This is a genomic window from Shewanella sp. SM101, from assembly GCF_025654465.1.
In the GTDB taxonomy this organism is placed as follows: domain Bacteria; phylum Pseudomonadota; class Gammaproteobacteria; order Enterobacterales; family Shewanellaceae; genus Shewanella; species Shewanella oncorhynchi.
Genome location: NZ_JAKKRH010000014.1, coordinates 93619 through 118300 on the forward strand (window position 1 = coordinate 93619; position 24682 = coordinate 118300).

General features: G+C 45.6%; 34 protein-coding genes and 1 pseudogene. 20 read left to right on the forward strand and 15 right to left on the reverse strand.

Going from position 1 to position 24682, the window contains the following annotated elements:
- Positions 1 to 158 precede the first annotated feature (158 nt).
- A complete protein-coding gene (locus L5M38_RS09890; protein ID WP_263178964.1) occupies positions 159 to 2213 on the reverse strand; it encodes a putative bifunctional diguanylate cyclase/phosphodiesterase in 2055 nt (684 codons plus the stop codon).
- Positions 2214 to 2408: 195 nt separating this feature from the next.
- Here L5M38_RS09890 and pnp point away from each other — a divergent pair, with 195 nt between their 5' ends.
- The 3 genes from pnp (at position 2409) to L5M38_RS09905 (ending at position 7169) form a co-directional block, all read left to right on the forward strand.
- Positions 2409 to 4508: a polyribonucleotide nucleotidyltransferase gene (gene pnp, locus L5M38_RS09895; RefSeq protein WP_105251702.1), complete on the forward strand. Its 2100-nt coding sequence runs from the start codon at positions 2409 to 2411 to the stop codon at positions 4506 to 4508.
- A gap of 192 nt (positions 4509 to 4700) precedes the next feature.
- Positions 4701 to 5603, forward strand: a complete 903-nt coding sequence (nlpI, locus tag L5M38_RS09900; protein WP_173243270.1) for a lipoprotein NlpI — start codon at positions 4701 to 4703, stop codon at positions 5601 to 5603.
- Between the two features lie 360 nt (positions 5604 to 5963).
- Positions 5964 to 7169, forward strand: coding sequence for a tyrosine-type recombinase/integrase (locus L5M38_RS09905; RefSeq protein ID WP_173243273.1), 1206 nt, complete (start codon positions 5964 to 5966; stop codon positions 7167 to 7169).
- Between the two features lie 2 nt (positions 7170 to 7171).
- On the opposite strand, the gene L5M38_RS09910 is transcribed toward L5M38_RS09905, so the two are convergent.
- The 12 genes from L5M38_RS09910 to L5M38_RS09965 all read right to left on the reverse strand — a co-directional run bounded on the left by L5M38_RS09910 (position 7172) and on the right by L5M38_RS09965 (position 11547).
- Positions 7172 to 7402: a hypothetical protein gene (locus tag L5M38_RS09910; RefSeq protein WP_263178965.1), complete on the reverse strand. Its 231-nt coding sequence runs from the start codon at positions 7400 to 7402 to the stop codon at positions 7172 to 7174.
- Positions 7399 to 7524, reverse strand: coding sequence for a hypothetical protein (locus L5M38_RS09915; RefSeq protein WP_012089916.1), 126 nt, complete (start codon positions 7522 to 7524; stop codon positions 7399 to 7401). The genes L5M38_RS09910 and L5M38_RS09915 overlap by 4 nt, the downstream gene beginning before the upstream one ends.
- Complete coding sequence (locus L5M38_RS09920) at positions 7521 to 7841, reverse strand: hypothetical protein (protein WP_263178966.1); 321 nt, start codon at positions 7839 to 7841, stop codon at positions 7521 to 7523. Before L5M38_RS09920 ends, L5M38_RS09915 begins: the two co-directional genes overlap by 4 nt.
- Entirely contained in the window at positions 7838 to 8446 is a 609-nt protein-coding gene (locus tag L5M38_RS09925; RefSeq protein ID WP_263178967.1) for a hypothetical protein, read from the reverse strand. Before L5M38_RS09925 ends, L5M38_RS09920 begins: the two co-directional genes overlap by 4 nt.
- Positions 8443 to 8673 carry a hypothetical protein gene (locus L5M38_RS09930; RefSeq protein WP_263178969.1) on the reverse strand — a complete coding sequence of 77 codons (231 nt, stop codon included), beginning with the start codon at positions 8671 to 8673 and terminating at the stop codon, positions 8443 to 8445. Before L5M38_RS09930 ends, L5M38_RS09925 begins: the two co-directional genes overlap by 4 nt.
- Positions 8670 to 8933, reverse strand: coding sequence for a hypothetical protein (locus tag L5M38_RS09935; RefSeq protein ID WP_263178970.1), 264 nt, complete (start codon positions 8931 to 8933; stop codon positions 8670 to 8672). Before L5M38_RS09935 ends, L5M38_RS09930 begins: the two co-directional genes overlap by 4 nt.
- Positions 8934 to 9212, reverse strand: a complete 279-nt coding sequence (locus tag L5M38_RS09940) for a hypothetical protein (RefSeq protein WP_263178971.1) — start codon at positions 9210 to 9212, stop codon at positions 8934 to 8936.
- Entirely contained in the window at positions 9209 to 9907 is a 699-nt protein-coding gene (locus L5M38_RS09945) for a hypothetical protein (RefSeq protein ID WP_263178973.1), read from the reverse strand. The genes L5M38_RS09940 and L5M38_RS09945 overlap by 4 nt, the downstream gene beginning before the upstream one ends.
- The gene (locus L5M38_RS09950) at positions 9904 to 10494 is read right to left on the reverse strand and encodes an ead/Ea22-like family protein (RefSeq protein ID WP_263178974.1); all 591 of its coding nucleotides are present in this window, start codon (positions 10492 to 10494) and stop codon (positions 9904 to 9906) included. The genes L5M38_RS09945 and L5M38_RS09950 overlap by 4 nt, the downstream gene beginning before the upstream one ends.
- A gap of 10 nt (positions 10495 to 10504) precedes the next feature.
- Complete coding sequence (locus tag L5M38_RS09955; RefSeq protein ID WP_006083880.1) at positions 10505 to 10669, reverse strand: hypothetical protein; 165 nt, start codon at positions 10667 to 10669, stop codon at positions 10505 to 10507.
- A gap of 36 nt (positions 10670 to 10705) precedes the next feature.
- Positions 10706 to 11053 (reverse strand): hypothetical protein, encoded by a 348-nt coding sequence (locus tag L5M38_RS09960; RefSeq protein ID WP_263178976.1) that lies wholly within the window; start codon positions 11051 to 11053, stop codon positions 10706 to 10708.
- 131 nt (positions 11054 to 11184) lie between these two features.
- The gene (locus tag L5M38_RS09965) at positions 11185 to 11547 is read right to left on the reverse strand and encodes a hypothetical protein (protein ID WP_263178978.1); all 363 of its coding nucleotides are present in this window, start codon (positions 11545 to 11547) and stop codon (positions 11185 to 11187) included.
- Between the two features lie 426 nt (positions 11548 to 11973).
- On the opposite strand from L5M38_RS09965, the pseudogene L5M38_RS09970 reads away from it, so the two are divergent.
- Positions 11974 to 12197: pseudogene (locus L5M38_RS09970) on the forward strand (IS3 family transposase); the annotation flags it as partial.
- A gap of 5 nt (positions 12198 to 12202) precedes the next feature.
- Here L5M38_RS09970 and L5M38_RS09975 read toward each other — a convergent pair.
- A complete protein-coding gene (locus tag L5M38_RS09975; RefSeq protein ID WP_259399868.1) occupies positions 12203 to 12910 on the reverse strand; it encodes a LexA family protein in 708 nt (235 codons plus the stop codon).
- A gap of 70 nt (positions 12911 to 12980) precedes the next feature.
- On the opposite strand from L5M38_RS09975, the gene L5M38_RS09980 reads away from it, so the two are divergent.
- From L5M38_RS09980 to L5M38_RS10050, 15 genes are all read left to right on the forward strand, one after another.
- Positions 12981 to 13271, forward strand: coding sequence for a helix-turn-helix domain-containing protein (locus tag L5M38_RS09980; protein WP_263178979.1), 291 nt, complete (start codon positions 12981 to 12983; stop codon positions 13269 to 13271).
- Positions 13272 to 13302: 31 nt separating this feature from the next.
- On the forward strand, positions 13303 to 13926 hold the full coding sequence (locus L5M38_RS09985; protein ID WP_263178981.1) for a hypothetical protein: 624 nt from the start codon (positions 13303 to 13305) through the stop codon (positions 13924 to 13926).
- A gap of 5 nt (positions 13927 to 13931) precedes the next feature.
- Positions 13932 to 14258, forward strand: coding sequence for a hypothetical protein (locus tag L5M38_RS09990; protein ID WP_006083868.1), 327 nt, complete (start codon positions 13932 to 13934; stop codon positions 14256 to 14258).
- A gap of 163 nt (positions 14259 to 14421) precedes the next feature.
- Positions 14422 to 15174 carry a hypothetical protein gene (locus tag L5M38_RS09995; protein WP_263178983.1) on the forward strand — a complete coding sequence of 251 codons (753 nt, stop codon included), beginning with the start codon at positions 14422 to 14424 and terminating at the stop codon, positions 15172 to 15174.
- Positions 15175 to 15317: 143 nt separating this feature from the next.
- Positions 15318 to 16109, forward strand: a complete 792-nt coding sequence (locus L5M38_RS10000) for a helix-turn-helix domain-containing protein (RefSeq protein ID WP_263178985.1) — start codon at positions 15318 to 15320, stop codon at positions 16107 to 16109.
- Complete coding sequence (locus tag L5M38_RS10005) at positions 16106 to 16789, forward strand: replication protein P (RefSeq protein WP_263178987.1); 684 nt, start codon at positions 16106 to 16108, stop codon at positions 16787 to 16789. The genes L5M38_RS10000 and L5M38_RS10005 overlap by 4 nt, the downstream gene beginning before the upstream one ends.
- Positions 16779 to 17003 (forward strand): hypothetical protein, encoded by a 225-nt coding sequence (locus L5M38_RS10010; protein WP_012088970.1) that lies wholly within the window; start codon positions 16779 to 16781, stop codon positions 17001 to 17003. Before L5M38_RS10005 ends, L5M38_RS10010 begins: the two co-directional genes overlap by 11 nt.
- Complete coding sequence (locus L5M38_RS10015; RefSeq protein WP_263178988.1) at positions 17004 to 18272, forward strand: tyrosine-type recombinase/integrase; 1269 nt, start codon at positions 17004 to 17006, stop codon at positions 18270 to 18272.
- A gap of 60 nt (positions 18273 to 18332) precedes the next feature.
- Positions 18333 to 18548, forward strand: a complete 216-nt coding sequence (locus L5M38_RS10020) for a helix-turn-helix transcriptional regulator (protein WP_006082023.1) — start codon at positions 18333 to 18335, stop codon at positions 18546 to 18548.
- Complete coding sequence (locus L5M38_RS10025) at positions 18538 to 18897, forward strand: hypothetical protein (RefSeq protein ID WP_263178989.1); 360 nt, start codon at positions 18538 to 18540, stop codon at positions 18895 to 18897. Before L5M38_RS10020 ends, L5M38_RS10025 begins: the two co-directional genes overlap by 11 nt.
- Before the next feature lie 949 nt (positions 18898 to 19846).
- Complete coding sequence (locus tag L5M38_RS10030) at positions 19847 to 20578, forward strand: hypothetical protein (RefSeq protein ID WP_263178990.1); 732 nt, start codon at positions 19847 to 19849, stop codon at positions 20576 to 20578.
- Between the two features lie 338 nt (positions 20579 to 20916).
- Positions 20917 to 21573 carry a hypothetical protein gene (locus L5M38_RS10035; protein WP_263178991.1) on the forward strand — a complete coding sequence of 219 codons (657 nt, stop codon included), beginning with the start codon at positions 20917 to 20919 and terminating at the stop codon, positions 21571 to 21573.
- Positions 21574 to 21653: 80 nt separating this feature from the next.
- Positions 21654 to 22478 carry a GIY-YIG nuclease family protein gene (locus tag L5M38_RS10040; protein WP_263178992.1) on the forward strand — a complete coding sequence of 275 codons (825 nt, stop codon included), beginning with the start codon at positions 21654 to 21656 and terminating at the stop codon, positions 22476 to 22478.
- A 360-nt stretch (positions 22479 to 22838) separates the two neighbouring features.
- Positions 22839 to 23198, forward strand: coding sequence for a DUF2750 domain-containing protein (locus L5M38_RS10045; RefSeq protein WP_028760225.1), 360 nt, complete (start codon positions 22839 to 22841; stop codon positions 23196 to 23198).
- Positions 23199 to 23337: 139 nt separating this feature from the next.
- Complete coding sequence (locus L5M38_RS10050; protein ID WP_263178994.1) at positions 23338 to 23841, forward strand: hypothetical protein; 504 nt, start codon at positions 23338 to 23340, stop codon at positions 23839 to 23841.
- Positions 23842 to 24166: 325 nt separating this feature from the next.
- Here the strand turns inward: L5M38_RS10050 and L5M38_RS10055 are convergent, their stop codons facing one another.
- Positions 24167 to 24397 (reverse strand): hypothetical protein, encoded by a 231-nt coding sequence (locus L5M38_RS10055; protein WP_263178997.1) that lies wholly within the window; start codon positions 24395 to 24397, stop codon positions 24167 to 24169.
- 111 nt (positions 24398 to 24508) lie between these two features.
- Here L5M38_RS10055 and L5M38_RS10060 point away from each other — a divergent pair.
- Positions 24509 to 24682, forward strand: a 174-nt coding sequence (locus L5M38_RS10060; protein ID WP_263179001.1) for a transposase, incomplete at its 3' end; no start/stop codon positions are given.

Sequence of the window (24682 nt, forward strand, 5' to 3'; positions counted from 1 at the left end):
GCCTCCTTTTTTATTGTCTAAAATTCAACAGAATATTTATTGTGTAAACGAGAGATATAAAGAATTTACAGTCAAAATCAGTCTAATGTTTAGGTCCGTTATGCTTAGCTTGATGTGATTAAGCATCGAATCGAAACTTAAGTGCCAATGTAAATATCCTAAGCCCCACGTAAACCATCAAGACTGCTTATTGTTGCTGTTTGTGTTGCTATATACAGCGCTTCAAATTCTGCTTGGGGTAGAGGTTGACTAAAATAGAAACCTTGGCCGACTTGGCACTGATTTTCTTTCAACCAATCCAATTGCTGCTCATTTTCAATGCCTTCGGCCACAATGGTCAAATTAAACTGCTTTCCCAACATTAAAATGGTCGATGCAATTGCGCTATCCCCTGGTAGATCGGAAACGAAACAACGATCGATTTTCATGGTAGTGATAGGCAAATGGCGCAGGTAACAGAGTGAAGAATACCCTGTGCCAAAGTCATCGACTGCAATACCAAATCCGGCTGATTTCAATTGTTCAAGCTTAGCGATAGCGAGTTCAATGTCGTTCATCAACGAGGTTTCAGTGATTTCAATTTCCAGTAATTCGGGTTGGATTTGATAGCGTAATGCCATCTGTTTGATATCGGGAACTAAACTAGCATCGGCAAATTGCTGTGAGGCAACATTAATTGCAATTGGGATGGCATAGTTATATTTTTTCTGCCATTCCCTAAGTACTTTACAGCTTTGCTCTATCACCCAACGACCTATAGGAATGATGATACCTGTCTCTTCCGCCATGGGAATAAAGGAAATGGGGCTGATGAGTCGTCCGTCTTTTTGCCAACGGATCAAGGCTTCACAGGCGATGACTTTGCCTGTTTGCAGATCAAGTTTCGGTTGGAAATACAGTAAAAATTCATTGTTTTTTAATGCATCATGTAAAGATGCTTCAGTGCGTAAACGAACTGCTGCTCGCTCAGTCATCTGTTGTTTGAAGAAGGCCCATTGATTCGAGCCTGCAGCTTTCGCGCTGTACATGGCAATGTCAGCGTGACGGATCAAATCTTCAGCGCTGTTACCGTCTTCGGGATAAATAGAAATCCCAATCGATGCCGCAGGATGAATTGCATGTTCATTTAATTGAATCGGGACATTGAGCTGGAGCAGTAGCTTATCTACAAAATCTGCTGCTTGGTCTGGGGTGTGAACTGTATCGGCCAGAATAACAAATTCATCGCCACCTAAGCGGGAAACTGTGCCTTTATCACCAACGAAGCGTTCGAGAATGCGGGCGATACGAGCGAGGAATTGATCGCCTAATGCGTGGCCAAGGGAATCGTTGATATTCTTAAAACGGTCTAAGTCGATAAACATCAATGCAAAGCTGCGTTTGTGTACTCGCGAGCGTTGGATAGTGACTGCGATAGTTTCAAGCAATAATGTACGGTTCGGTAAGCCTGTTAGCGGATCTCGGGTCGCCATTTTGCGCAGTTTGGACTGGGTTTGGCTAAATTGAATAAGAATTTGGTTGAATTTTGAGGTTACTAAGCCGAGTTCATCATCCTTGTGTGCGTTGGACATAGGTAAGAGATTTTCGTCCGGTGAGTCGGGTTCGATCTTATCGATGGCCTCACTGATGCGTGCGATAGGCTGAGTCAGGAAGCGATGGAATACCACGGAAAGAACTAAGGTGAGTAAGAGTGCACGAGCGAGAGTGGCAAAAAAACTAAATCTTAACTGCGAGAAGAGGGTGTTTGTTAGTTCTTGGGTATCGTAGAAAACCGTTAATGTACCAATGAGTTGCTGTTGTTGGGTACCTTCAAAATAAAAAGGCCTATACAAAGGGCGAGAAATTTCTTTGAGATCATCAAATAATTTATTACTTAAACTGATAAAAGTCTGTGAGTTATTCTGCTTATTATTACTGACAGAAACAAACATTGAGCCATCGTCCAGCTCAATCACCGCCGAGCCAACATGTTCGACTTTGATGGCACCCTCTAAAGTTTGACGGGCTAAATTATCATCTAATGCCCATACGGCATTTGCTGCAGGTTGTTCAACTGAATCAAGGAGTTCTTGCTGAGTGGTCGTGAGTTGTTGTTTGGTTGATACGACGACTAAAGCGATTTCAACAATAAAAATGGCAATGGCAAAAAATAGGGCAGTAAATACGACTAGGTTAGTTTGTTTCCACGTCAGTGACTTAAAACGGCCTGTCATCGGGCGCATCCTTCATGATAATTATTCACCATCGGCGAGATTTTCCGTATCAATATAAACCGCAACTCTTTGTTGATTTAACCACTTTAGTGAAAAGTTACGTATTTGTCATCATTATCTGCTCTTTATCTATTGATCCGAATTGCAGTATACTTACGCGCGTAATTCAAGGTCATTAATTAAGGAATGGGTCACGTGAATCCTATTGTAAAGAGTTTTGAGTATGGTCAACATACAGTCACCCTGGAAACAGGTGTTATAGCGCGTCAAGCTGATGCAGCCGTTTTAGCGAGTATGGGTGACACGACAGTGTTAGTCACTGTTGTCGGTAAAAAAGATGCAGATGCAGGCCGTGACTTTTTCCCTCTGACTGTTAACTATCAAGAAAAAACCTACGCAGCGGGTAAAATTCCTGGTGGTTTCTTTAAGCGTGAAGGCCGTCCTTCAGAAGATGAGACATTAATCGCTCGTCTGATCGATCGTCCAATTCGCCCTCTTTTCCCTAATGGTTTCAAAAACGAAGTTCAAGTTATCATTACCGTAGTATCTGTCGATCCACAAATCGAGCCAGATATCATCTCCATGATCGGTACTTCTGCGGCACTGGCTATTTCTGGTATTCCATTCAGCGGTCCTTTAGGTGCTGCACGTGTGGGTTACATTGATGGCGAATACGTGTTGAACCCAAGTGTTGCACAACTTGCAACCAGTCAACTGAACTTAGTGGTTGCTGGTACTGCTGGTGCAGTATTAATGGTGGAATCAGAAGCCCAAGCATTACCAGAAGAAGTGATGTTAGGTTCTGTAGTTTACGGTCACGATCAACAACAAGTGGTTATCAAGGCGATTGCTGAATTTAAAGCAGAAGCCGGTAAACCAACTTGGGATTGGACTGCACCAACGCAAGATGCCGATTTAGTTGCCCAAATCAAAGAGCTTGCTGAAGCTGGTTTAGGTGATGCGTATAAAATCCAAGTTAAACAAGATCGTTATGCTCAAGTTTCTGTAGTTAAAGCAGCAGCAAAAGAAGCCTTGTTAGCGAGTAATCCAAGCGTTGATTTACGTGAAGTTGACAACTTACTGGGTAGCTTAGAGAAGAAAGTGGTTCGTGGTCGCATCATCCGTGGCGAGCCACGTATCGATGGTCGTGAACCAGACATGATCCGTGCCTTAAGTGTGTTAGCGGGCGTATTGCCACGTACTCACGGTAGCGCATTGTTCACTCGTGGCGAAACTCAAGCGTTAGTCACTTGTACTTTAGGTACTGAACGTGATGCACAGAAGATCGACAGCATCATGGGCGAGCGCACTAACCGTTTTATGCTGCACTATAACTTCCCTCCATACTCTGTTGGTGAAACAGGCATGGTGGGATCACCTAAGCGCCGCGAAATCGGTCATGGTAAGTTAGCATGGCGCGGTATCAATGCTGTTATGCCTTCAGCTGCTGAATTCCCATACAGCGTGCGCGTTGTATCTGAAATCACTGAATCTAACGGTTCAAGCTCTATGGCGTCAGTATGTGGTACTTCTTTAGCGCTTATGGATGCTGGTGTGCCTATCAAGACTTCTGTAGCGGGTATCGCTATGGGTCTAGTGAAAGAAGGCGATGATTTCGTTGTTCTTTCTGACATCTTAGGTGATGAAGATCATTTAGGTGACATGGACTTTAAAGTTGCGGGTACGCGTGATGGTATTACTGCACTGCAGATGGATATCAAGATCGAAGGTATCACTAAAGAAATCATGGATATCGCACTGCAACAAGCCTATGGCGCACGTGTACATATCCTGAACGTGATGGATCAAGCGATTGGTTCACACCGTGATGATATTTCTGATCACGCTCCACGTATCACTGTTATTAAGATTAACCCAGAAAAAATCCGTGACGTTATCGGTAAAGGCGGCGCAGTTATCCGTGCTCTTACTGAAGAAACCGGCACAACGATTGAACTGGAAGATGATGGTACTGTGAAGATCGCTTCTTCAAACGGCGAAGCAACTAAAGAAGCTATCCGTCGTATCGAAGAAATCACATCAGAAGTTGAAGTGGGTCGTATCTACAATGGTAAGGTTATCCGTATCGTTGATTTCGGCGCGTTCGTGAACATTCTGCCGGGCAAAGACGGTTTAGTACACATTTCACAAATCAGTGATGAACGTGTTGCTAACGTGTCTGATCACCTTGAGCTGAACCAAGAAGTTGCCGTTAAGGTGATGGAAGTGGATCGTCAAGGCCGCGTACGTCTGTCAATTAAAGAAGCACAAACGAAAGAAGCTGCTGCTGAATAATGAGTCTTTGACTTATTTATAGGCACACACTTTCTAAGTGATTGCATCAAAAGGAGATCAAATGATCTCCTTTTTTGTTTTGGCATTAAGAAAGTCACTATTAATCTTAATTCCCTAATAGCGGTCCTGTGGTGGGATTGCTATCATGAAGATTCTTCTGCGTATGTTGGGAATCTAAAAAGGTAGAAATGGATGAGTCTTAAAATTAGAACCGCTGTCGTTGCTGTGCTGGCGAGTGCCAGTCTTTTGTTAGCCGGATGCGCAACCACCCAGTCTCCTTTAGATAACCATAATGATGTTGAAGGTAAATTGGTTGTCGCGCCAGTTATGCCTGATTATAAAGTCGAAGTGACACTGGCAAAACTCAACGAGATTTTGGCTACGGTCGAACTGACGAATGAACAGAGAGCCAGATTTCATTACGATCGTGGTGTGATTTACGACAGTGTAGGCTTAAGACTGCTCGCACGGATTGATTTTATGCAAGCGTTAAAACTTCAGCCTGATCTCGCTGATGCCTATAATTTCCTTGGAATTTATTACACCCAAGAAGGTGAATTCGACAGCGCCTATGAAGCCTTCGATGGCGTATTAGAGTTAGCACCTAATTATGATTATGCCTATTTGAATCGTGGTATTGCTTTGTACTATGGCGACCGTATTGATTTAGCGACTAAAGATATGCAGGCGTTTTATGCAGGCGATAATAAAGACGGTTATCGGGCATTATGGTTGTATTTGATTGATTTGAAAGCTGACTCCGTTGAAGCTAAAAAACAGTTAGCGCAGCATCGTCAGAATTTAGAAAATGATGCTTGGGCGACCGTTATCGTCGATTATTATTTAGGTAAAAAAAGCCGTGATGAGGTGTTTTCTGCCGCTAAAGTCGGCTTAACATATCCGAAAGAATATGCTGAACGTTTATGCGAAGCTTATTTTTACCTTGCAAAAATGGCGATAGAAACTAAGCAATATCAAGATGCTGCAAACTATTTTCGCTTAGCATTGGCAACCAATATCTATGATTTTGTCGAACATAGATATGCGCGTATTGAACTCGCCAAAGTCAAAGGTTTGCTCGAAGCCACAAAATAACCTCTCTCAGCCCGAGTTCATCTCGGGCTTTGCCTAGCCAAGCTCGAACTGAGGCGCTATAATTTGCGCCTTTTTAGCGATACAAGTGCATAGGTTAACATGTCAGGCAATAAAGTAGAGGTCGATAAACGTCGCACCTTCGCGATCATATCGCACCCAAAAGATGCCCCTACTGACTCGATATGACAAACCGTAAATTTTTATTAAATTTAGCTATAATTATCAATAGTTAACCATCTTCACGCTAGACACATCATGACGTCCTCTCTTCTCTATAGACACCAAAAACTTGTACAAATTTGCGTACAAATTTAGACTGTACACACTCGGTTTAAAAACTTTGTACACAGTGAGTTTAAAATGTCCTTATCTGACACATGGTTAAAGGCTAATTTATCTAAAAGTTACCCCAAGTCTTTTGAACGCGCAGACCGTGATGGCCTGAGTGTTAGGGTGTCTCCGAAAGGTAAGATTACTTTCCAAATCAGATACCGCTATGTTGGAAAAGCCTGCCGAGTTGACTTAGGCTCTTACCCACTTATGTCACTTAAGGATGCAAGAACTGAATGCGTTAGATTGCGTGCAGAGCTTGAGCAAGGCAATAACCCGAAGACCGTAAAGGAACTTGAGCACAAAGCTGTTTCTACAGCACTAACAATGTCTGAGTTGTTCATGCAGTGGTATGAGAGTTATTGTGTGGCTAATAAAACCAGTCACGCTGAAATTTTAAGGTCCTTCAAATTACACGTTCTGCCAAAGATAGGTCACTTGCCTGCAGATAAAGTCTCGCTACATATTTGGCTTGATGTTATCGAGACCAAAGCAAAAACCTCACCTTCAATTGCCGATAGATTACTCACAAATGGAAAGCAATTACTCAAGTGGGGCGTCAAGCGGCAATTACTTAAGTCAAACGTATTGGTTGATATTAGCGCCAAGAGCGACCTACAAATAACTAAGAATGTGGGTGATCGCTCACTTAACAATGATGAAATTCGGTTGTTTTGGTTAGCGATAGAAGGGTCCAGAATTGCACAAAAAAATAAAATCTTTCTCAAGCTCAATCTTATCTATGGCTGCCGTAATGGTGAATTGAGGCTAAGCAAAAAATCAGACTTTGACTTCAATACTATGGTGTGGACTGTACCTCCTGAAAATCATAAAACAGGTAAGGTAACTAAAAAACCATTGCTCAGGCCAATTATTCCAGAGACAAAAGAGTTGATTGAAGAAGCCGTGCTTTTGAGTGGTGACGGTGAGTTTTTATTTAATAATGAAGGCACAGATCAGCCAATGGGGCGTTCTTCATCGCTTTCTCTGCCATACAACATTATCCAATGGCTTAAGAAGAACATGAGCTATGAAATGGAACACTGGTCAATACACGATTTGCGTAAAACGGCGCGGACAAACTTTTCAACTTTAACCGAGCCGCATGTCGCCGAGATCATGTTGGGCCATAAACTGCCAGGGCAATGGCAAGTTTATGACCACTATGAATATCTAGAGGAACAAGCTAACGCATATAGCGGATGGGTAGAAAGACTACGTAAAATCACGGCCTAGCATTAGGCTGCATGCTGTGATGTATCGATTCCGGCTGCTTCCCATTCCTCTACATCATCAATTGCCCATCGGTTATAACTCCCAATGGCTAATATTCTGGGTAGCGGGAAAGGATGTTTTTCTCGCTGCATCCACCGAACAATTGTGCGGCTTGAACATCTATAGCGCGCAGTTAAATCCTTAGTGGTCCAATAGCCTTTAATTACGGGTTTAGCAGTAGACTTAATCATCATTTACCTTCCTTTGCCAATTCCTCGGCGAGTCGTTTTAAAAATTGTTGGCAGCTGCCGGCTTGTTTGCGGGGCAGGGTATACCACTGGCGTAAAGCGTCTTTGATTACTGCAGATTGCTTCATGCTGCTTCTTTGTCCTTAGGTGCGAAAAACAGCGCGACGGGGCCATCTTCGGTGTCGTGAATACTCAGCAAGAATGAGCCGGCCTTGTCGCAAACGGGTTGCCAATCGCTGATATCGGTGTCGCCCTCGTCAAAGTAGCGCTCGATCAGATTTTCAGGCGCATCGAGTTCAAACCAAATCGCCACAAACTCGCCGCCATGGCGTGCCGCCCATGCTTCACACTCCACGCGGGTCACACCTTCATCCCACTCGGGCAAATCTGGATGGGTCCAATAACCTTCTTCACGTTCTACAGTTGCTGCTTGTATCGGGTTCATGCTGCTTCTCCTTGGCGCTGGGCTTGATATGTTTGCCATGCGGGCAAATCAGTGTTTGATACTCGCCAATCAAGCTCGCCAGCCTTGTCATAGGCCACTGAGCCGCCATATTGAGCACCCTCAAAAGTAAATGTCGCAGTGCAATACAGTTGTGGATATGCACCGTTAAACGCCGTGAAGGTCAGATCAGGGCGCAGTGATAACAGTCGCTGCTTAAAGGCTTCGGCCTTAGCATTGTGCTGCGTAATGTCAGCTTGCTTTTGTGAATGGCACGCCGTGTTGCAATAAAACGCCTCGCCGATGCAGATCACCGCTTCAATGTCCGTCGCATTGCCTTCATCGTCTTCGGCTTTAATTGGGTTGCCGCAGTGGTAACAGGTAAAACACCAACCATCGGCCAGTAACACTTGATAAGGCACGTTGCCTTGCTCAGCGTATTGGTCATATTCAGGGCAGCGAGTCACTGACATATCATCTTCAAAGGTCAGATTGAGTTCGCCCGCACCTATGCGACGAGCGGCTGCAGCATGTTGATGAAACACGATGCACGCTGCGCCCTCGCAATGTTCTTGTACTTGAAACGCTTTAATCTTGGGTGTGCTCATGCTGCTTCTCCTTTTATCCTGAGTTTTGATTCTGCGTTGAGTGCGAATACTTCGGCGTCGGCTTGGCCGAAGTCGCTGCACTCTATGGCGTTAAAAGACTTACAAATGCCCCAACCGTGGTAGTTGTTGGGGGTGTATTTCACTTCGATTTGTTGCTGTTCGCACATCAAGGTGAAGTAGGGCTTAGATAACGTGACCACGCCCGTTTTAGTGCTGAACGTATTCATGCCGCCTCCTTGTTTTGGCTGACTGGCGGGTGGCAGGGTAGGCGCATTGGGTGATATCGGTACGAATACACTATGGTGCGGCTAATGCCCTTGGCGAGGTTGGTTAAGCCGTTGCCCAATGCTTGCCAGTAGAGGCAATCTAACGCGCCGAGCGCCAGCGCGATTTTGATGCTGTCGCCCGTTTTGGCCTTGAGTAACAAGCTTAATTTATGGCTGCGGTAATGATTTAGCAGATGGCGAAACGCCGCTGATTGAGTCATTTAGGCCACCTGCTTCGGTTGCAAATGAGTTAATTGCAGCTTGGCCCAGTCGATGGCTTTAATGGCCTCGACCGTGGCGGCGATTTGCTCTAACTTCTTTTGCCCGCGCATAAAGTTCGACAGTTCAATACCGTGGCGAGCGGCCGCACGTTCGGCGGGCAGGGCGCTGGTGTAATGCAGCGTTAATGCGGCAATCACCTCGGGCGAACTAATGCGGGTAAGCGATAGCAATAACGCAACGCGCTCTTGTGATTCAAAGCCTGGGAGTAAGTGGTTCATGCCGCCTTTCTCCTTGCCTTCAATTCTTCGCAGCTTATGGATACCGTGAAATCAAGCTCCATGCGTTCGCTATATTGATCAGCACAGCTATAGGCTTCGTAAGGATTTAATCCCCAAGTAATGCAGCCACAATGTGGGCAATTGCCACGCGTTTTACCTGTGGTTTGGCGTGTGCGTGGTCGCTTGGGTTTACGAATGCCAGCAGCAGTGATCATGCTGCGCTCGTTGATGTTGGCGGCTTGAAAAGTGCGGCGTGCGATGGCGTCTATGTCGGTTTTGGCATAGATAGTGGCAACGATACCTTGTGTCTTGAGTTCGTTTACTCTGACTAGCGCAACTTGGTATGCAAACACGGCAGATGCCTTGTAACTTACAGAGCTAAAATCGACTGTTAGCCAATAAACATCATTGCCATCAGTGCGATCCCCAATGCGAATAACGTATTCATCACAGCCTGACTTTTCACCCTCATCGCCAAGATACTGGTGATCAACGCGCACGGTTGATTGCTCATCGACAAGATCCTTGCTAAGTGGAACGTCAGTGTGACGGCTATTAAATTGGCGCTGTGCTTCTTCAAGGGTAAAAACCTCAGCTAGTTCTAAGTTGCTGGTGTAGCCGCCACGGTCTGCCCAAAACATGCAAGTAGTGCCAACATTGCCGCGCGAATCACGCAGGTAGAATAATGGTTTCATGCTTTCACCTCTGCCTTAGTCAGTGACAGGATCCAGTTGCGTAACTCAATCATTTGAGGGCACAAATACATTGACGCGACATAGGTGTATAGATGTGGGTAATCATGCTGTTTACGCCTGATAAACCAATTTGCATCAGCCTCGGTGAGGCAGGATTTAATGACCTCTTCAATTTCTTGAAAGTGAAGTTTGGTGAGGTTTGATGGCAAATCGTAATGATCTGAATCAACATCAAAATCTTCGATAAACGCTTGAGTGAATACGTCGGCAAATGATTCGATTTCGTCGTGATAAGATTCGATCTTGTCGTTCTCGAATAACCACGTTTTGCACCATTCGGCATCATGCTCTAGCAACCATTCAGCAAGGTTGCTTTTATCGCCATCATCAGAGCGATAGAGCGTTGAATAATCGCCGTCTTCACCGTAAAACATCTCCCAGTGATGATCGTTGTAGCCTTCTTGAGTCACTAAGTAGCGCTTGCAGCGCACTTGCCAGATTGGCTCCGCAGTAATGCGATTATCTTGTTGGTGCATTTGCTGTGACATTTCAAGCAAGAATGCGGGGATTTCGATGTGTTGACTCATGCTGATTTCCTTATCTTCTAACCAAGAAACGGTGCAAACCTTTGGCGGCACGAATGGCGACAGTGCGGTCGGTGGTAAACTTGCCACCGGGCAACATCCAACCTTCCTTAAACGCGACGATATGGCCAACGCCGATTTTGATATCGCTGTGTAGCGGTTTGTCATCAGTTAACATGCTGCATTCCTTCTCTCGTCATCACACACCGCAGTTCTAAGCTGCGGCTTCGCCGTTAAACACCACCAGATTGATGATGGGTTTCTTGGTTTTTGGGTTCACCTTGTCCGACAGCTTGTGATAGCGAATATGCACATCGCGGTGGGCTTCTTGGGTCATGGCTAACACGATATATTGCTGGCACAGCGCGGGCGTCGATAACGAATGCGACAGGCGTTGTGGCTTCATGGTTTCAAACAAGTGCTTCGCCATATCATCCAACTTTGCTTGGTACTCGTCGGGGCTCAGTTGACGGCGGTTAGGGTGCGCGCCAACTGAGGTGCTGCACTTTTTGGCCGCCTGCTTTTTCGCTAAGGTCATGGACACGCCGTAAACAAAAAACATAATTGCCTCCAACAAGGTGAAACTGTCGCCGTAATCGTTACAGGGATATGGACCATCACCCCTTGGTTGCTTTGCCTTGGCTGTTTTGCCTAGATAGCCTAAATCGTGAATGTTCGCGGCGGCTCTGCGGCTTAGCGGCCGACTGGTGCGGCTGTCGTCATCGTGTGCAGCGGATGCACATTGGTGACGGCCATAGGGTCGTTACGCCACACCATCACCTTGCCGTACAAGCCTTGTTGGGGCTCAGTGAAGCGCAGGCAGAAGTTGAGCCCAAGTTCGCCCGTGTGGCGAATGAACTGGCGGTAAAAGGCGGCGCTTGGGTGGTGATAGGCAAAATGCTTAACCAATTCGGCGCATCGGACTTGCACCCGTGGGCAATCCATCGGGTCGGTGTGGCCCTTGGCCAGCGCCATCAAGCAGGCAAAACGTATTGCAACCAGTAGACGAAACTCATCGCGTTGCTTAGGTGTGGTGTGAACTTTCGCTAGAATCATTTCCTTGTCCTCGGTAGTACCCATTGGGAGTAAATCTCGAATGATTTATCAGTCGTTCATGAGCCAGATTGTTAAAGAGTGTGGCGTGTCGCTGATGTAACGAATATTACATAATGGAATTTATGTGTCAATTACAAAATGGAATAATATTTTGTTTTGACATATTTCCACTAAACAAATTGGCGTTGATATTTTTAGAGGTGGTAATGATTGGGAAGAAGAAACGGATAAGTATTTGATGGTTTTAATAGGACAAGAAGCGTTTATAGAACTGAAGAACGTAGGGAGGCAATCTTGAGTATTGACTAATCAAGCTTGGAGCTGGTGACGTGAACTATCTAAAAATAGGGTGTATTTGGTGGTAGTGATGTGGATGGGGCATAAACAAACACATGACTACGGATTTGATATCTGAGCCAATATGAGGATGTAGGTGCTTTTTGGGATAATGCTGTTGTTGATCGATTTTTTGACGGCTTGAAACACGAATGGTTTTTTAACGTTGTAAGTAACAAGGGAGTTTATAAAGCCATATGTGACTGCTTTACATGGAATACTGCAACTCGGAACGACTTCATTTGGCTAACAGTGCCTTGTCACCTGAAGAGCTTGAAAGCTCTCAACTAAAGTGTCCGGTTTGTGCTTGCTAGTAGAGTCAAAAAATTTTCATTTTTGCGTCTACAACGACGCCTATTATTTTACAGTTACCATTGATTGGCAGCGTTGGATAAGCAGTATTTAATGGCCGTAGAAACTTTTGCCCTGCATCTATCACTAGTTTTTTAAAGGTCGCTTCGTTGATATCTGTTAGCTTAGCAACAACGAATGAGCCATTTTGATAGTCTTTTTCCGCATCAATTAAAATAAGCGTGCCTTCAGGAAAACTAATGCCTGTCGGTGTCGTCATAGAGTCACCTTGAACGCGTAGCCAAAAACAGTTTTCGCTCGTGCGCTCTGTGGTGTCTTGCCATTCATCCAATGCAGAGGCTGGACAGGATTCAACAGCCTCAGTCCAAGCGCCAGCTTGGACATAACTGATAACTGGGAATGAATTTACATAGGATATCTTCGCTGGTAATTCCTCAGTGTTACCTAACACAGAATCAGGGTAATCAATCAGTCCATCAGCCCCTAAAGTCATGTGACGAATCCCCACGATATTCATCATGGATGCAATGTCTTCAATGCTTGGCTTTCTTTTCCCACCTAACCAGTGAGCGATGGCGCCCTGAGACATTCCCATCTTTTCAGCAAGCATTGACTGAGTTACCCCAGCCTCTTTCATTCTGGTTTTAACCAGATCAATCCAACTTATTTTCATATAGCAATTATTACCTATTGTAATCGATTTCAGAATATCCATTTTGTAATAAGTGTTTGCTGTTTAATATTTCATTGTGTAATATCTGTGTTAAAGGCAAAACGGAGTCGATATGACAAACATCAAAAGAATACTGAAAGCCATTAATAGGTCTCAGGATGATTTAGCTAGCGAGGTTGGGATCTCACAAGGTTCTGTTAACCACTATGCCAATGGAAATAGAAAACCTAGCTATGACATGGCTTGGAAAGTAGTAAACGCTCTCAATCGCTTAGGTTCCTCATGTTCATTTTCTGATGTTTTTCCTGACCCGTTGGAATGTGATCCACATGCTGTAAATCAATCAAATGATAAACAGGATAACTCAGTTTTAGATAATCCTAAGTCGGCGAGTGTGGCTTAGGTTCACTTTAGGTTGAAGGAGGTAAGTACACATGAAAACCAATTCACGTAAAAAAGATAGCCGTTTGAATTTGTTGATGAAAACGATTCATCGGGTGTTGGAGTTACCCAAGATGACGCGCTTTGCATTGGCAATAGATTTTGTTGCGACGGTTGAGCGCCTTGGGCTAAGCGAGGTGTTGGCGGCGGAGGGCATTAGCTTTGCGAGCACGCAAGACGTGCATAACGATGCGCGGATAAATGCCCAAAAGCTGTTCCGTTGGCTTGGCCAGTACGAGGGCCAGCATCCGCAGGCTGATCGCTTGTTTCATGTTGAGCAAGCACTGGTGGCGGCGCTGCCCGAGCATTTGCGAGTGCAGTATCTCAACGATGTGTTTGGTTGCACTGGGGTGACAGTCATTGCCGACCGCATGAGTGACGGCCATGTGTTGCATGTGGCCGATATGGCGGCATCGCTCACCAAAGAGAACGCCGAGGCGCAAGTGGCGGTGATCCATTTGGGCGATGAGCCCAAGCGCGAGCAGTTAGTGGCGGCGCACCGCGAGTTAAAAGAGTCGGCGGCGACTACGCAAGCGAGCATGGCGGCGTTAGAGCTGGCGTACCCGTATTTAGCGAGTCACGGCGGTAAGGCGGCGCAATACGCGGCCGAGAAGTGATAGCGATGCCGCAATCGAACCTGAACATCAATGTTATCGCCAGTGCTAAGACCGAGTTACATCAGCAGTTGATCCGCTTGGGCGACATGATCGGCGACGGTTTGCATTTAGAACCCGATGGCAAATGGATTGCGAAAGAGTATGTAAAAGTGGCGCGGGCGTTAGGTTATCGGCCTAAACGCGCGAATCACAGCGCACAGATTAATGCGGTAATGCTTAAGCGGGTGGCTGATGTGCCGTGTGGCCAGTGCGGTTTGGCTTTAAAGCAAACCAAGTCGGGCTCGAAACGCGCCGTGTGTGCCAATGGGCATAAGTGGCAGTTGTTGAAATGACTTGTTGGAATGAATTATTGAAATAAGAGAAGGAGTGAATGACATGTTCACAAATCAGTTAAGTGATAACTGGGCGCGTAAAAAGTGCCGTTATCAAATTGCCCGCCACAGTTTGGCGACGAACGCGGGCTTGATACCTAAGTGGCAGTGAGGAGGATAAACGATGTTTGATCCTGAATGTTTAATTTGTTGTTTGGAGGGCGGCGCCGCGTGTTCGGTACATGGGCAAGTTAGCCATGATGATGGGCCCGCCGTAACCGCGCTTACCGAGATGGAAACCGCGCAAGTGACGTTACTCATGATGCAAGCAAGGCAGTTAATGCTTAAGGCGATGGCGCTTAAATCTAAGTCGAACATGCCTAATAGCACTGAGCCTAATGTGGCTGAGCCTAACGCCAAAGATCTTAGCGCGGCGACCTCTGAACGGGCAGCGTTAAGTGGCGTGAACATGGGCAAAGACATTGCCTGTTTTCATGGGCATACCACGGCGGAGTTGTTTAAGCGAACGCAGGTGGGCCGAATGGTTGAGGTGTTAAGGAGCTGCGATGAATTGCAGCATAGTCGCCCCGAGCGTTGGGCGGTTATCGCGACCGACATCGTGGATAAGGCGTTGCTGGGCAGTGGCAAGCAGTTGTTGCTGCCAACGGTGAGCATTGATTGGATTATGAATTATCTGCTGATGGAAGAACAACGCGCGGAACGTTCTATTGCGCTATTGGCGGAGGATGTAGGCGCGGCCGATGCAAGTGCGGTTGATATGAGTGCAGCTAATGTGAATGCCATCGTGACAAGCCGCAACGTGCACATTAAACGGCGTGATTTTTTTAGCCAGTTGCGCAGTAACTTGGCGCACGAGGTTTACTTGCTTGGCAGTGAAGGCGAGCGAGCGGAGGGCAACGGGGCGCATTGCAGTTGACCCGTTGCTGTAGACATAAGAAAGCCCGCTGAAGTTTTGGCGACGAATGCGGGCTTAATACCTAAGTGAGGCAATATTATGTTACTGAAGCATGGGGTTTGCGTCAATTCGAGTTTGTGGGTTGCTCCGTTTGGGGGTGACTTATGAGTATGGAATTGATGGTAAAAGCGATGAAGGCCAAGGTGGGTAATCCACTGCGCAAGCTGGTGTTGATCAAGCTGGCTGATAACGCGAACGATAATGGTGAGTGTTGGCCGAGCCATCAGCATATCGCAGATCAGTGTGAGATTGGTCATAGCACAGTGAGAAAGCACATTGCGGCCTTGGTTGATATGGGTTTTGTCACGGTTAAATATCGTAAGGGGCCTAAGGGAAATTTAACCAATATTTATACAATTTCTATCTGCTACGAGGTAGCACCCCCTGTGCTAGCAGATAGCATAGGGGTGCTACCAGATAGCAGACCCCCTCTGCCACGAGATAGCACAGGGGTGCCACCAGATAGCATAGGTATGCCACCAGATAGCAGACCCCCTCTGCCACCAGATAGCACCGGAATCTGTCACTCTTTTGAACCTATCAAAGAATCTTTAAAAGATAGTTGTCCAACAACGAGTGCTAAGTCGGTTTTCAATGCATTTTTCAAAGCGTATCCCGCCCATCGCAAAGGCGGCTCGGATTCGGCTGCGTGGAAAGCGTGGAAGGCTGAAAAGCTGACCGACGCCGATTGTGTGTTGGCGGTGAGCTGGTTGAAGGAGGCCGCGGCGCTGGACGCCAGTTGGGGCTTTAGCGCGAACGGCCAGTTTGTGCTGGGCATTACCAAGTTTATCCGCGAACGCCACTGGCTAACACCGTTGCCAAGACCGATGGCAACCGCCGTTGGGCAAGTGGATTGGAGCTACGCGGTGTATGACCCAGAGGACCCCTTGATATGACTGCCAATCAAAATGCGAGCATGAAATCACTGCAGACCTTAATCCGCCAGCCGCTGGTTGGGCAGGGGCGTGTGAGCCAACCCGAACCCACGGCAATGGACATGGCGATAGTGGACAGCGTGTTTAGCAAGTTGCGGGTGTTGTTCCCCGTGAGTGCGCCGCGGCCTGAGGATGAAGCGACCCACAAAGCCGAGTGGCTAAAAACCTTGGCGGCACAGGGCATTGCCTGCCGTGAGCAAGTGCAAGCGGGGCTGAATCGCGCCAGACGCGAGCAGGGCGATAGGCAGTTTTGGCCGACACCACGCCAGTTTGCGCTTTGGTGCCAACCTACGGCCTGTGATTTAGGGCTGCCCAAGTTGGAGGCGGCGTTTAAGGAGGCAACGCGCCATTACCATCACCCTGATAAGCATACGTGGAGCCATGATGTGGTGCGCTTAGCAGTGCGTGAAACAGGCAGTTGGATGTTTGCGACTGGGCTTGAAAAGGATGTGTTAATGACCTTTGAGCGCAATTACACAGTGTTATGCAGACGCTTTAGCCGTGGCGAGTTGACCGATGTTGAGTTGCCAAAGGCACTACCCGAAACGGTGACGCGGCCCACTGAGGCTGCCAAGGCGAAATCAATTATTGCCAATTTACGTGCAAACTTTGGGCTTAAGGGGGCAAACGATGGCGAATAAACCACTGACACAGCGCGAACGCTTAATGCGCATCATCACCGGCAAACGGTTTTGGACCCTGTTTGAAATCCAGCAAGAAAGCTTTAACCGCTTTGGGGTTCACGACAGTGAGACAGCCTTAAGCGCGCGGTTTCGGGATATGCCGATGAATCAGCGGGTAAAACGCATTCGCTCGGGTACCCATCATACCTTTGAATATCGGTTGGAGGGCTAGATGGCGCAGGTGATGACAGCAACAGGCGTAGAGCAAGGCAAGTTAAACGATGCGGTATTGCGCCGTTGGTTGCGGGCAGGGGTAACGCGGGACTTTCGGGACACGCAGTTTCCGGCGGTGCGGTTACGGGCCTCGACCGATAGACGCCAAGCCTCAGTGTATTTAGTGATGAACGAAGCGGGTAAAACCGTGTGGCAAAAGCAGGGTGTGTGGCCAGTGATGTGCTTGAAGACCTTTTTAACCGAGTTACCCAGCTTGCTCGCCAAACGCAGCATGGGCCAAACGGTCATCAGCAACGAGTTTGCCACGGTAGCGCAATTGCTGGAGTGGTTTGTCACCCATGTAGAGTGCAACCGCACCTTAAGCAACAGCTGGCGCAGTAACTGTAAATCGTTAGTGAGTAAACATCTCAGTGGCTGCTTTGGTGAGTTACCACTCAATGAGCTGAACTTTATCGCAGTGGACAGTTACTTAATCAAACCCATGTTGGCGCAGGGCTACTCGGCCAATTACATCAAAGCCGCGGTAAAGGTGTTGAAACGGGCGTTATCGGTTGCGGCCGATTTACGGGTGTTAGACAGCAATAGCTTGGCGGGGTATCGGGTGCAAATGAGTTTGAAGATGCCGCCTTTGGTGGGCACGCAGTTAAGCGAGTCGGACGTGGGACCGTTATTCAGCGCCCTACGGAATGCAGCAAGACCGGTGGCGATGTTGTTCGTGCTGATGCTGATGTTCGGTACCCGCATAGGTGAAACCCGTTTAGCACGTTGGGACCACTTTGCCGGCGATTACTGGTTTATTCCGGCCGAGAATGCCAAGAACCGCCAAGAGCACCGCTTACCTATGACGCCGACAGCCAAGAAGCTGATAACCCATTATGCCCACTGGCAATACACGCATGTGGGCAAGCGGGCGTTTTTGTTCCCAGGCGAAGTGGGGCCGGTGAGCATACGCACTGCGCAGTATTGGAGTGAAACGATTCGGTTTAAGGCGTTTACATCCCATGCACTAAGAAAACTGTGCCGTACCATTATTGCCGATATGGGCGTCGATACCATGGTGGGTGAGCGGATTTTGAATCACACCTTGCCGTTACTGCTACGAACGTACGTTAACAGCACCTTAGATAAGGGCATGTTGATGGCGTTGGATGCCTACCACGCACACTTAATCACACTGGGGTTTGATGATGTGGCGCCCGAGATTATGCGCCAATCGACCACTGAGACGAGCGAGCCGGACGAGCCAATGTTAGTGGGGTGGTTATGATGATGACAATAACAATATCAATTAGAACAACTAGATTATGGACTTCACGCAGGAGGATTTATGGCTAATCGCGCCGCGGATGTATTGAAAGTAGGCCGCCGTTTACGGGGCATGACCCAAGACGAAGTGGCTGAGATTTACGGCATTAGCCGCAACACTTACCAACGTTGGGAAAATGGCCGTACTACTGCGCCCTATGACGATGTGACATCGATATGCCTTGATGTGTTTAAGCTTTCGATTGAGAAGATAAATGAGGTGGCCAATGGGCTTTAGCGATGAACCCGAGCAGAGGATGAACATTAAGGCGTTGCGGTTAGGGCTTTATCGCTGGGGCCGTTATTGGGTGCACCAAGAGTTAGGCAAGGGGTTTTCGAGCCGCAGCGCCTGTGACCGTTTAGGTGAAGCGCTAGGCGGCGGCCACTTAAAGCACGAACTCAACGTGCCTGCCCACGTCGCCCATTTTGACCACCTCGTTGAGCAGTTATCCATAAACTGCAAACGCGCCATCCGCGCCCATTACCTCTGCAAAGAGCAGTGGGCCTTAATGGGATTTGACAGCAAAAAGTCTTACATCTTCTGGCTAAGAAAAGCCGAAATGGCACTGCTAGATAGGATGAATTAGAAAGAACGCCCTCTTACGAGGGCTGGCGGGTTAGCCGGTTGTCCACCAAGACTGCTAACCCGTTAACTGGATTTTATCAAAGGTTCAGACAGATACCTATGCGAAATAATTCGCTATTCAAATACAAACACATTTGCCCCAAAGCGTGTCACAGTTAGAAGGCTTGCTCTTGCTTAGTCTGATAGTTTGAGATACATAAAGTAATGAATACTAAAAAGTATGACCTGCCCATGAGAGATTTCAAAAATCGTTACAGTGAATCAGACTCACCTAGTTTGATTCATGCGCAACACGCTGGTATTTTGCGTGAGCTTCATGCTCACGTGCTTTGATCAAAACTCGTGTCATTTGTCTATTCGCCCAGCGGCAACTCCGAGGGGAGGTGTATTCCTTGGAGTTTTGAGTCGTTAGATAGCGATTAATCAGCAAAAATAAGCGTGAAAGAACGAGAAAGGTAAAACGATATCAAGTGATTACCCTCTAAACTGTATAAAAAACCGCTACCGCAAAAAAGCAAATTCCTATAGCATCATTCATACCCATTTACACGGATGTGGCAGTGGCCATATTTGAGAATTAGTCAACAAGCGATTTATGCCCTGCAAACAGCACAGCGCATAAATACTAAGGCGTTGAGCTAAGCCGCTGCGCGGAGCTTAACTGCGATTTAGTGGAATGATTAAGCCTGCTCGAATCAGCTAGACTTAAAAAAGATGCGATGGAACACAACCATGACAAAGGATTTTCAATGAAATACGCAGAAACCACGCAATATTATTTGCTCAAAACAGCTCTGCAGCTCGGACCTTGCCTCAAAAAAAAGCAAATTCCTATAGCATGAAGTATACCAATTAATCTGGATGAGGCATCGGCCAAGTCCAACAAGCGATTTATGTCCTGCAAACAGCGCAGCGCATAAATACTAAGACGTTATATCGAATAGAGACCAATGGAAAATTACAGATTCATAGACCGATTCTTTCATAGTCAATATGAGCTATTGGACCTCACGGAAGCTGAGGGTAGGGATTCGAATACGCTATACACATTTCTTAACAACCTTCACACGACTGCCGACCGACTCAAAGAAGAATTTGATTGCGATATTAAAGGGTATCCGGAGTTCAAAATTCTTCGGCTCATCAGGAACTATTTTCATCATGTTGGTGATGTGGAAGAAATTAGGTCGAAAGTTTATGTTGAGCGGAATGTGATCGTTAGCCACGCAGAGCATCTAATTATCCCTCTCGAGACATTTGCTAAAAGCGTAAAGTCATTTATTGATAAGAACTCGCTGCCAGAGAGCAACAGAAATTACGCCAAAAAGAAGGCATTTGTAGATAATGAGATGGCTGCCATATCGGAGCTTTTCGATTATACCGCCGATTTGCTAGCAAATTTGGAGGTTTTTTGTAATAAGCCAAGCCTAAAGCTAGATGGTGTAGTATATGAGTTAGGTTTTGATATGTATAAGTTTGTTTTCAATATCACAAATATAGTGGCCGACAAATGTCGTAAAATCGAGCAACTGAATGAAAAGAAAATTATCGAGGAACTAGATTGGTCCTATACAGCTGACAAAAACATAGGAAAGCACGATGTGTTTTGTCATCCTAACCGAGTCCCAATCACTACAACACAGGGGTTCGTATATCCAGAGACCATCGAATTAGCGATATAACAATTCGCGTCACTCGGACGCACTAAAGTGCGCCGGTGCGCGGAGCTTAACTGCTATTTAGTGGAATGATTAAGCCTGCTCGAATCAGCTAGACTTAAAAAAGATGCGATAGAACACAACCATGACAAAGGATTTTCAATGAAATACGCAGAAACCACGCAATATTATTTGCTCAAAACAGCTCTGCAGCTCAGACCTTGCCTCAAAAAAAGCAAATTCTTATAGCATGAAGCATATCAATTAATCTGGATGAGGCATCGGCCAAGTCCAACAAGCGATTTAGGTCCTGCAAGCAGCGCTGCGCATAAATACTAGACGCTAGGGCTCAATGGAATATTATGGATAATACTGAAATAGAAAAAAGAGTTAAACAATACTTTTTAGATGCTTGTAGAAGATTAAATAGGGTTAGATTTGCACAAGAAAGTGCATATGTTGATGCTCTTATTGGACGGTTAGATGGAGTATTGGATTTTGGTAACGGTAATGGCTATATAGAGTTTACGTCTACTGTTGTTGCTGACCGTGGTCCTGGGAGTGCTGAAAGCTTATACGGTGCAGATTTTGCGATTGTTTTTAAAAGTACAAATGTAGATAAACCAATTAACAAAGCAATATTGTCACAAGCTAAAAATGACACTATTGATAAGATGCCAAAAGAAGAAGTAACACGACTTCGTGAGCAATGTATGAAAATGGCGCGTTTTACAAACGATTATATTGTATTAGAAGCACCTAAGGTAGATGGCGCGGTACCAACTATAATAATAGGTACACCAAGCAACCAAGCTTGGGGAAAAATAAGAATGGGACTTGATGATTATTTTCTTGAATTTGTCTTATCATGCAAGCATGGAGATAGGCGCCCAGACTTTATTAAAGGAGTAGCTAGCAGTAAATTGAGTGGGCTTACTGTAGATGTGAACGGGCTTGAATATACCCCGTCACCTAAGCTAAGGAAAAAAAGAGATAACAAACGCGATAATATGCCCTAATAATTATTTAAATTTTCGCAGCCCTAACTGGGATGGGCTGCAGCCCGTTATTAAATCAAACGTTATGACCTTATAAAAATATGAATAAAATACCGATACAGTCAATTTTTAATATTAAAGATGCATCACTATATAAGTTTCACTGTGCACGATGGAATGGTGAGTGTCAACCGCTAGATGTATATGTTGAAGATAAAGGCACTTGGGTTCAATGGAATACTTGGCGTAGTTCAAAAAACGAGTTTACAAGAAAATATATATTTTCGCTGATTGACTTCTATCCTGAGAATAATGTTTGGCTTTTTGGTGGGATTTATGAAGTTTTAGATAGGCATAACATACCGAATTCTCATAGTTACAATATTAATGAATTAACTGAGTTTTCGAATTATGTGGGGCGTCTTAAAATTCATTTACCTAAGCCGTCGAGAGGTCGAGCGTTTTATTTAGAGCGTTACATTGATCAAATGACGGTATCTGAACTTTTGAAGGAACCATACTCAGGGGAATGTTTTCCGGGATATGAAAGAATAGATCATGATTTTAGTGCGTTAGTTTCAATTTTTAATAACCAAAAATCAGATTGGAAGTCAGCACTATCTAATGTAAAAGGTGTATATGTAATATTTGATAAATCAAATGGCAAAAAGTACGTAGGTTCTGCATATGGAGAAGATGGAATTTGGTCTCGCTGGAGCTGCTACATAGGTACAGGTCATGGTTGGAATGATGGACTTACCGAACTAATAAGTCAGAGTGGGTTTGAATATGCGGTAAAGAATTTTAAGGTCACTCTACTAGAATATCGCCCTATGAAGACCGATGATGCAATCATTTTTGAACGTGAAAACTTTTGGAAACGAGCGTTACTTTCTCGGAATTTATTTGGTTACAACAAAAATTAATATGGAATACTAAGTTAAGTAAAACGTATAAGGCAAGCCGCAATGATTTTGAAGCGTTAAACTAAACTGCTGCTCGGTGCTTAACTGCGATTCAGCTGAATGTTGAAGTCTGCCAGTATCAGCGATATTAAAAAATGTGATGGAACACTACAATGATAAGGATATTTCTTTGCAGCCCATACAAATCAAGCAATGCTATCAATTCAGAAACGCTCGATACGATAGAATCAGCCTCAAATAATGTAAATTCTTATAGTATTAAGCATGTCAATTAATAATGATTTGGCAGCGGCCAAGTTCAATAAGCTATTTATGCCATGTAAACAGCGCAGCGCATAAATACTAAGACGTTATGTGCTTATGAGTATCGCTTCCGCGCACGCTGCCGAATTTTATCGTGAAGTCGCCGAGTCAAATTTCGTATGGGGAATAAAAGACTCTGGTGGCTTCCCTGCACCACTAGATGCCAGTGGGAAGCGTGCAATGCCTTTTTGGTCATCGGAGTCGCGGGCGCAAACTATCATTCGCAGTATTCCTGCATACAGTAGCTTTGTACCCGTAGCAATTGAGTGGTCTGTTTTTTGCGAGCGCTGGGTTCCTGGTTTAAAGAAAGATGGTTTACTTGCAGGCGTTAATTGGGCTGGAGCTAAAGCGTCTGGCTTTGATATTGAACCAAGTGATTTACAGCGTAATGTTGAAGCTCTGCGCCAGAGCACCTAACCAGTGGTTCAAATCGTTCGCTCCGCTCTCTGGGACTTGCTAAAGCAAGCCCCTTAACCAAACGTTATGTGCTTAGGAGTAAAAAATTAGTTATTCAAATATTCCGGACATAGCGATCGGTGAAGGCACTATTTCTGCATTGTTTAAAGCCGTAGGCTTGAAGTCATTCCATCAAGCCTGCGACTATGTTTGGCGGCTTCCGTATGGTCGTACAAGTGAGACATATCAATTCAAAACTGTGCTATCGGAAAGCCGTGGCACTTGTAGTTCAAAGCATGCTTTATTGAAGCTCTTGGCTGATGAAAATGGTGTAGAGGTAGAGCTAGTGGTAGGGCTTTATCCAATGAAGGAATCTAATACACCTGGAGTTGGTGTAGTATTGGATAAATACGGCTACAAATTTATTCCAGAAGCCCACTGTTACTTAAATTTTCGGGGGTCTAGGGTAGATTTAACACGCTTTGGTTCCGAGGCAGTTGAAGAAATAAATGACTTTTTCATTGAGGTCCCAGTGCGGCCTCAAAAATTGGCTAAAGTGAAGCCTGAAATGCATCGGCAGTTTCTAGTAGAGAAGTACGGTGAGGGTCAAGTTGCTTCGGTTTGGCAAATAAGAGAAGAGTGTATTGCTGCACTGAGCACCTAACAAGTGGTCCAAACCGCTCGCTTTGCTCACTGAGACCGGCTAAAGTCGGCCCCTTAACCAAACGTTATCTATAGAAATTTTAATTCAAAATTCACTAATTCGAGCTAAAAGTCTAACTTGGAAATATCCAAAAATGAGCCAGTGAATCACTCTACACCAGACTGATTCACGTTATCCCCTAAAACCCGCCCTATTGCCCTGTTTGCGGCTATTCTTAGGCAGTTTCCCCCTTAAAATGAATCAAATCTCTAGAGAACTGATTCACATCAATACCCCCGATTTTGCAACCGAAATAAATATTGTTATTGGGGCCTGATACCATTAGCTAGCAGAGGATTTTAAAGTCGTTATGTAGTTTGGCCCAGTGAGCTTTTAATATCGCTTTATGCTCTTCATGCATGGGGAGTTCAGCAAGTGCCTCTGGCCAAAGAGTACGGGCTTTTTGCATGGCATCCAGTAGATGAACCTTTATTGCAGGCCATGGTAGGCCTGTTCTCGTTGCCCATGCTTGGAAGGTAGTGATATCAATGGCGTACCATAGCTTTTGTTTATTCATGTTGAGTGCAATGGCGGTTTCGCCTTCTATGTAGGGCCCCCTGTGTCAGGATTGTTGTCACCCCTAAATAATCATTATGTTTAAAGACAGGGTGCGGCAAAAGAGAACGATATGGCTCGGTATTCACCAGAACGTAAAGAAGCGATCCTTAAAAAATTATTACCTCCTCACAACTTAACGGTCGCAGAGGTCGCTCGGGAAGAAGGCATCGCGGTGCAAACCTTGTATCATTGGCGAGATATTGCCAGAAAAGAAGGTCGCCCCGTGCCAGGTAAAACATTAACA

Coding starts and splice junctions, on each gene's coding strand:
- L5M38_RS09890 (WP_263178964.1), bottom strand. CDS start 2,213: ATGACAGGCCGTTTTAAGTCACTGACGTGGAAACAAACTAACCTAGTC.
- nlpI (WP_173243270.1), top strand. CDS start 4,701: ATGAGTCTTAAAATTAGAACCGCTGTCGTTGCTGTGCTGGCGAGTGCC.
- L5M38_RS09905 (WP_173243273.1), top strand. CDS start 5,964: ATGTCCTTATCTGACACATGGTTAAAGGCTAATTTATCTAAAAGTTAC.
- L5M38_RS09910 (WP_263178965.1), bottom strand. CDS start 7,402: ATGATGATTAAGTCTACTGCTAAACCCGTAATTAAAGGCTATTGGACC.
- L5M38_RS09915 (WP_012089916.1), bottom strand. CDS start 7,524: ATGAAGCAATCTGCAGTAATCAAAGACGCTTTACGCCAGTGGTATACC.
- L5M38_RS09920 (WP_263178966.1), bottom strand. CDS start 7,841: ATGAACCCGATACAAGCAGCAACTGTAGAACGTGAAGAAGGTTATTGG.
- L5M38_RS09925 (WP_263178967.1), bottom strand. CDS start 8,446: ATGAGCACACCCAAGATTAAAGCGTTTCAAGTACAAGAACATTGCGAG.
- L5M38_RS09930 (WP_263178969.1), bottom strand. CDS start 8,673: ATGAATACGTTCAGCACTAAAACGGGCGTGGTCACGTTATCTAAGCCC.
- L5M38_RS09935 (WP_263178970.1), bottom strand. CDS start 8,933: ATGACTCAATCAGCGGCGTTTCGCCATCTGCTAAATCATTACCGCAGC.
- L5M38_RS09940 (WP_263178971.1), bottom strand. CDS start 9,212: ATGAACCACTTACTCCCAGGCTTTGAATCACAAGAGCGCGTTGCGTTA.
- L5M38_RS09945 (WP_263178973.1), bottom strand. CDS start 9,907: ATGAAACCATTATTCTACCTGCGTGATTCGCGCGGCAATGTTGGCACT.
- L5M38_RS09950 (WP_263178974.1), bottom strand. CDS start 10,494: ATGAGTCAACACATCGAAATCCCCGCATTCTTGCTTGAAATGTCACAG.
- L5M38_RS09955 (WP_006083880.1), bottom strand. CDS start 10,669: ATGTTAACTGATGACAAACCGCTACACAGCGATATCAAAATCGGCGTT.
- L5M38_RS09960 (WP_263178976.1), bottom strand. CDS start 11,053: ATGTTTTTTGTTTACGGCGTGTCCATGACCTTAGCGAAAAAGCAGGCG.
- L5M38_RS09965 (WP_263178978.1), bottom strand. CDS start 11,547: ATGATTCTAGCGAAAGTTCACACCACACCTAAGCAACGCGATGAGTTT.
- L5M38_RS09975 (WP_259399868.1), bottom strand. CDS start 12,910: ATGGATATTCTGAAATCGATTACAATAGGTAATAATTGCTATATGAAA.
- L5M38_RS09980 (WP_263178979.1), top strand. CDS start 12,981: ATGACAAACATCAAAAGAATACTGAAAGCCATTAATAGGTCTCAGGAT.
- L5M38_RS09985 (WP_263178981.1), top strand. CDS start 13,303: ATGAAAACCAATTCACGTAAAAAAGATAGCCGTTTGAATTTGTTGATG.
- L5M38_RS09990 (WP_006083868.1), top strand. CDS start 13,932: ATGCCGCAATCGAACCTGAACATCAATGTTATCGCCAGTGCTAAGACC.
- L5M38_RS09995 (WP_263178983.1), top strand. CDS start 14,422: ATGTTTGATCCTGAATGTTTAATTTGTTGTTTGGAGGGCGGCGCCGCG.
- L5M38_RS10000 (WP_263178985.1), top strand. CDS start 15,318: ATGAGTATGGAATTGATGGTAAAAGCGATGAAGGCCAAGGTGGGTAAT.
- L5M38_RS10005 (WP_263178987.1), top strand. CDS start 16,106: ATGACTGCCAATCAAAATGCGAGCATGAAATCACTGCAGACCTTAATC.
- L5M38_RS10010 (WP_012088970.1), top strand. CDS start 16,779: ATGGCGAATAAACCACTGACACAGCGCGAACGCTTAATGCGCATCATC.
- L5M38_RS10015 (WP_263178988.1), top strand. CDS start 17,004: ATGGCGCAGGTGATGACAGCAACAGGCGTAGAGCAAGGCAAGTTAAAC.
- L5M38_RS10020 (WP_006082023.1), top strand. CDS start 18,333: ATGGCTAATCGCGCCGCGGATGTATTGAAAGTAGGCCGCCGTTTACGG.
- L5M38_RS10025 (WP_263178989.1), top strand. CDS start 18,538: ATGGGCTTTAGCGATGAACCCGAGCAGAGGATGAACATTAAGGCGTTG.
- L5M38_RS10030 (WP_263178990.1), top strand. CDS start 19,847: ATGGAAAATTACAGATTCATAGACCGATTCTTTCATAGTCAATATGAG.
- L5M38_RS10035 (WP_263178991.1), top strand. CDS start 20,917: ATGGATAATACTGAAATAGAAAAAAGAGTTAAACAATACTTTTTAGAT.
- L5M38_RS10040 (WP_263178992.1), top strand. CDS start 21,654: ATGAATAAAATACCGATACAGTCAATTTTTAATATTAAAGATGCATCA.
- L5M38_RS10045 (WP_028760225.1), top strand. CDS start 22,839: ATGAGTATCGCTTCCGCGCACGCTGCCGAATTTTATCGTGAAGTCGCC.
- L5M38_RS10055 (WP_263178997.1), bottom strand. CDS start 24,397: ATGAATAAACAAAAGCTATGGTACGCCATTGATATCACTACCTTCCAA.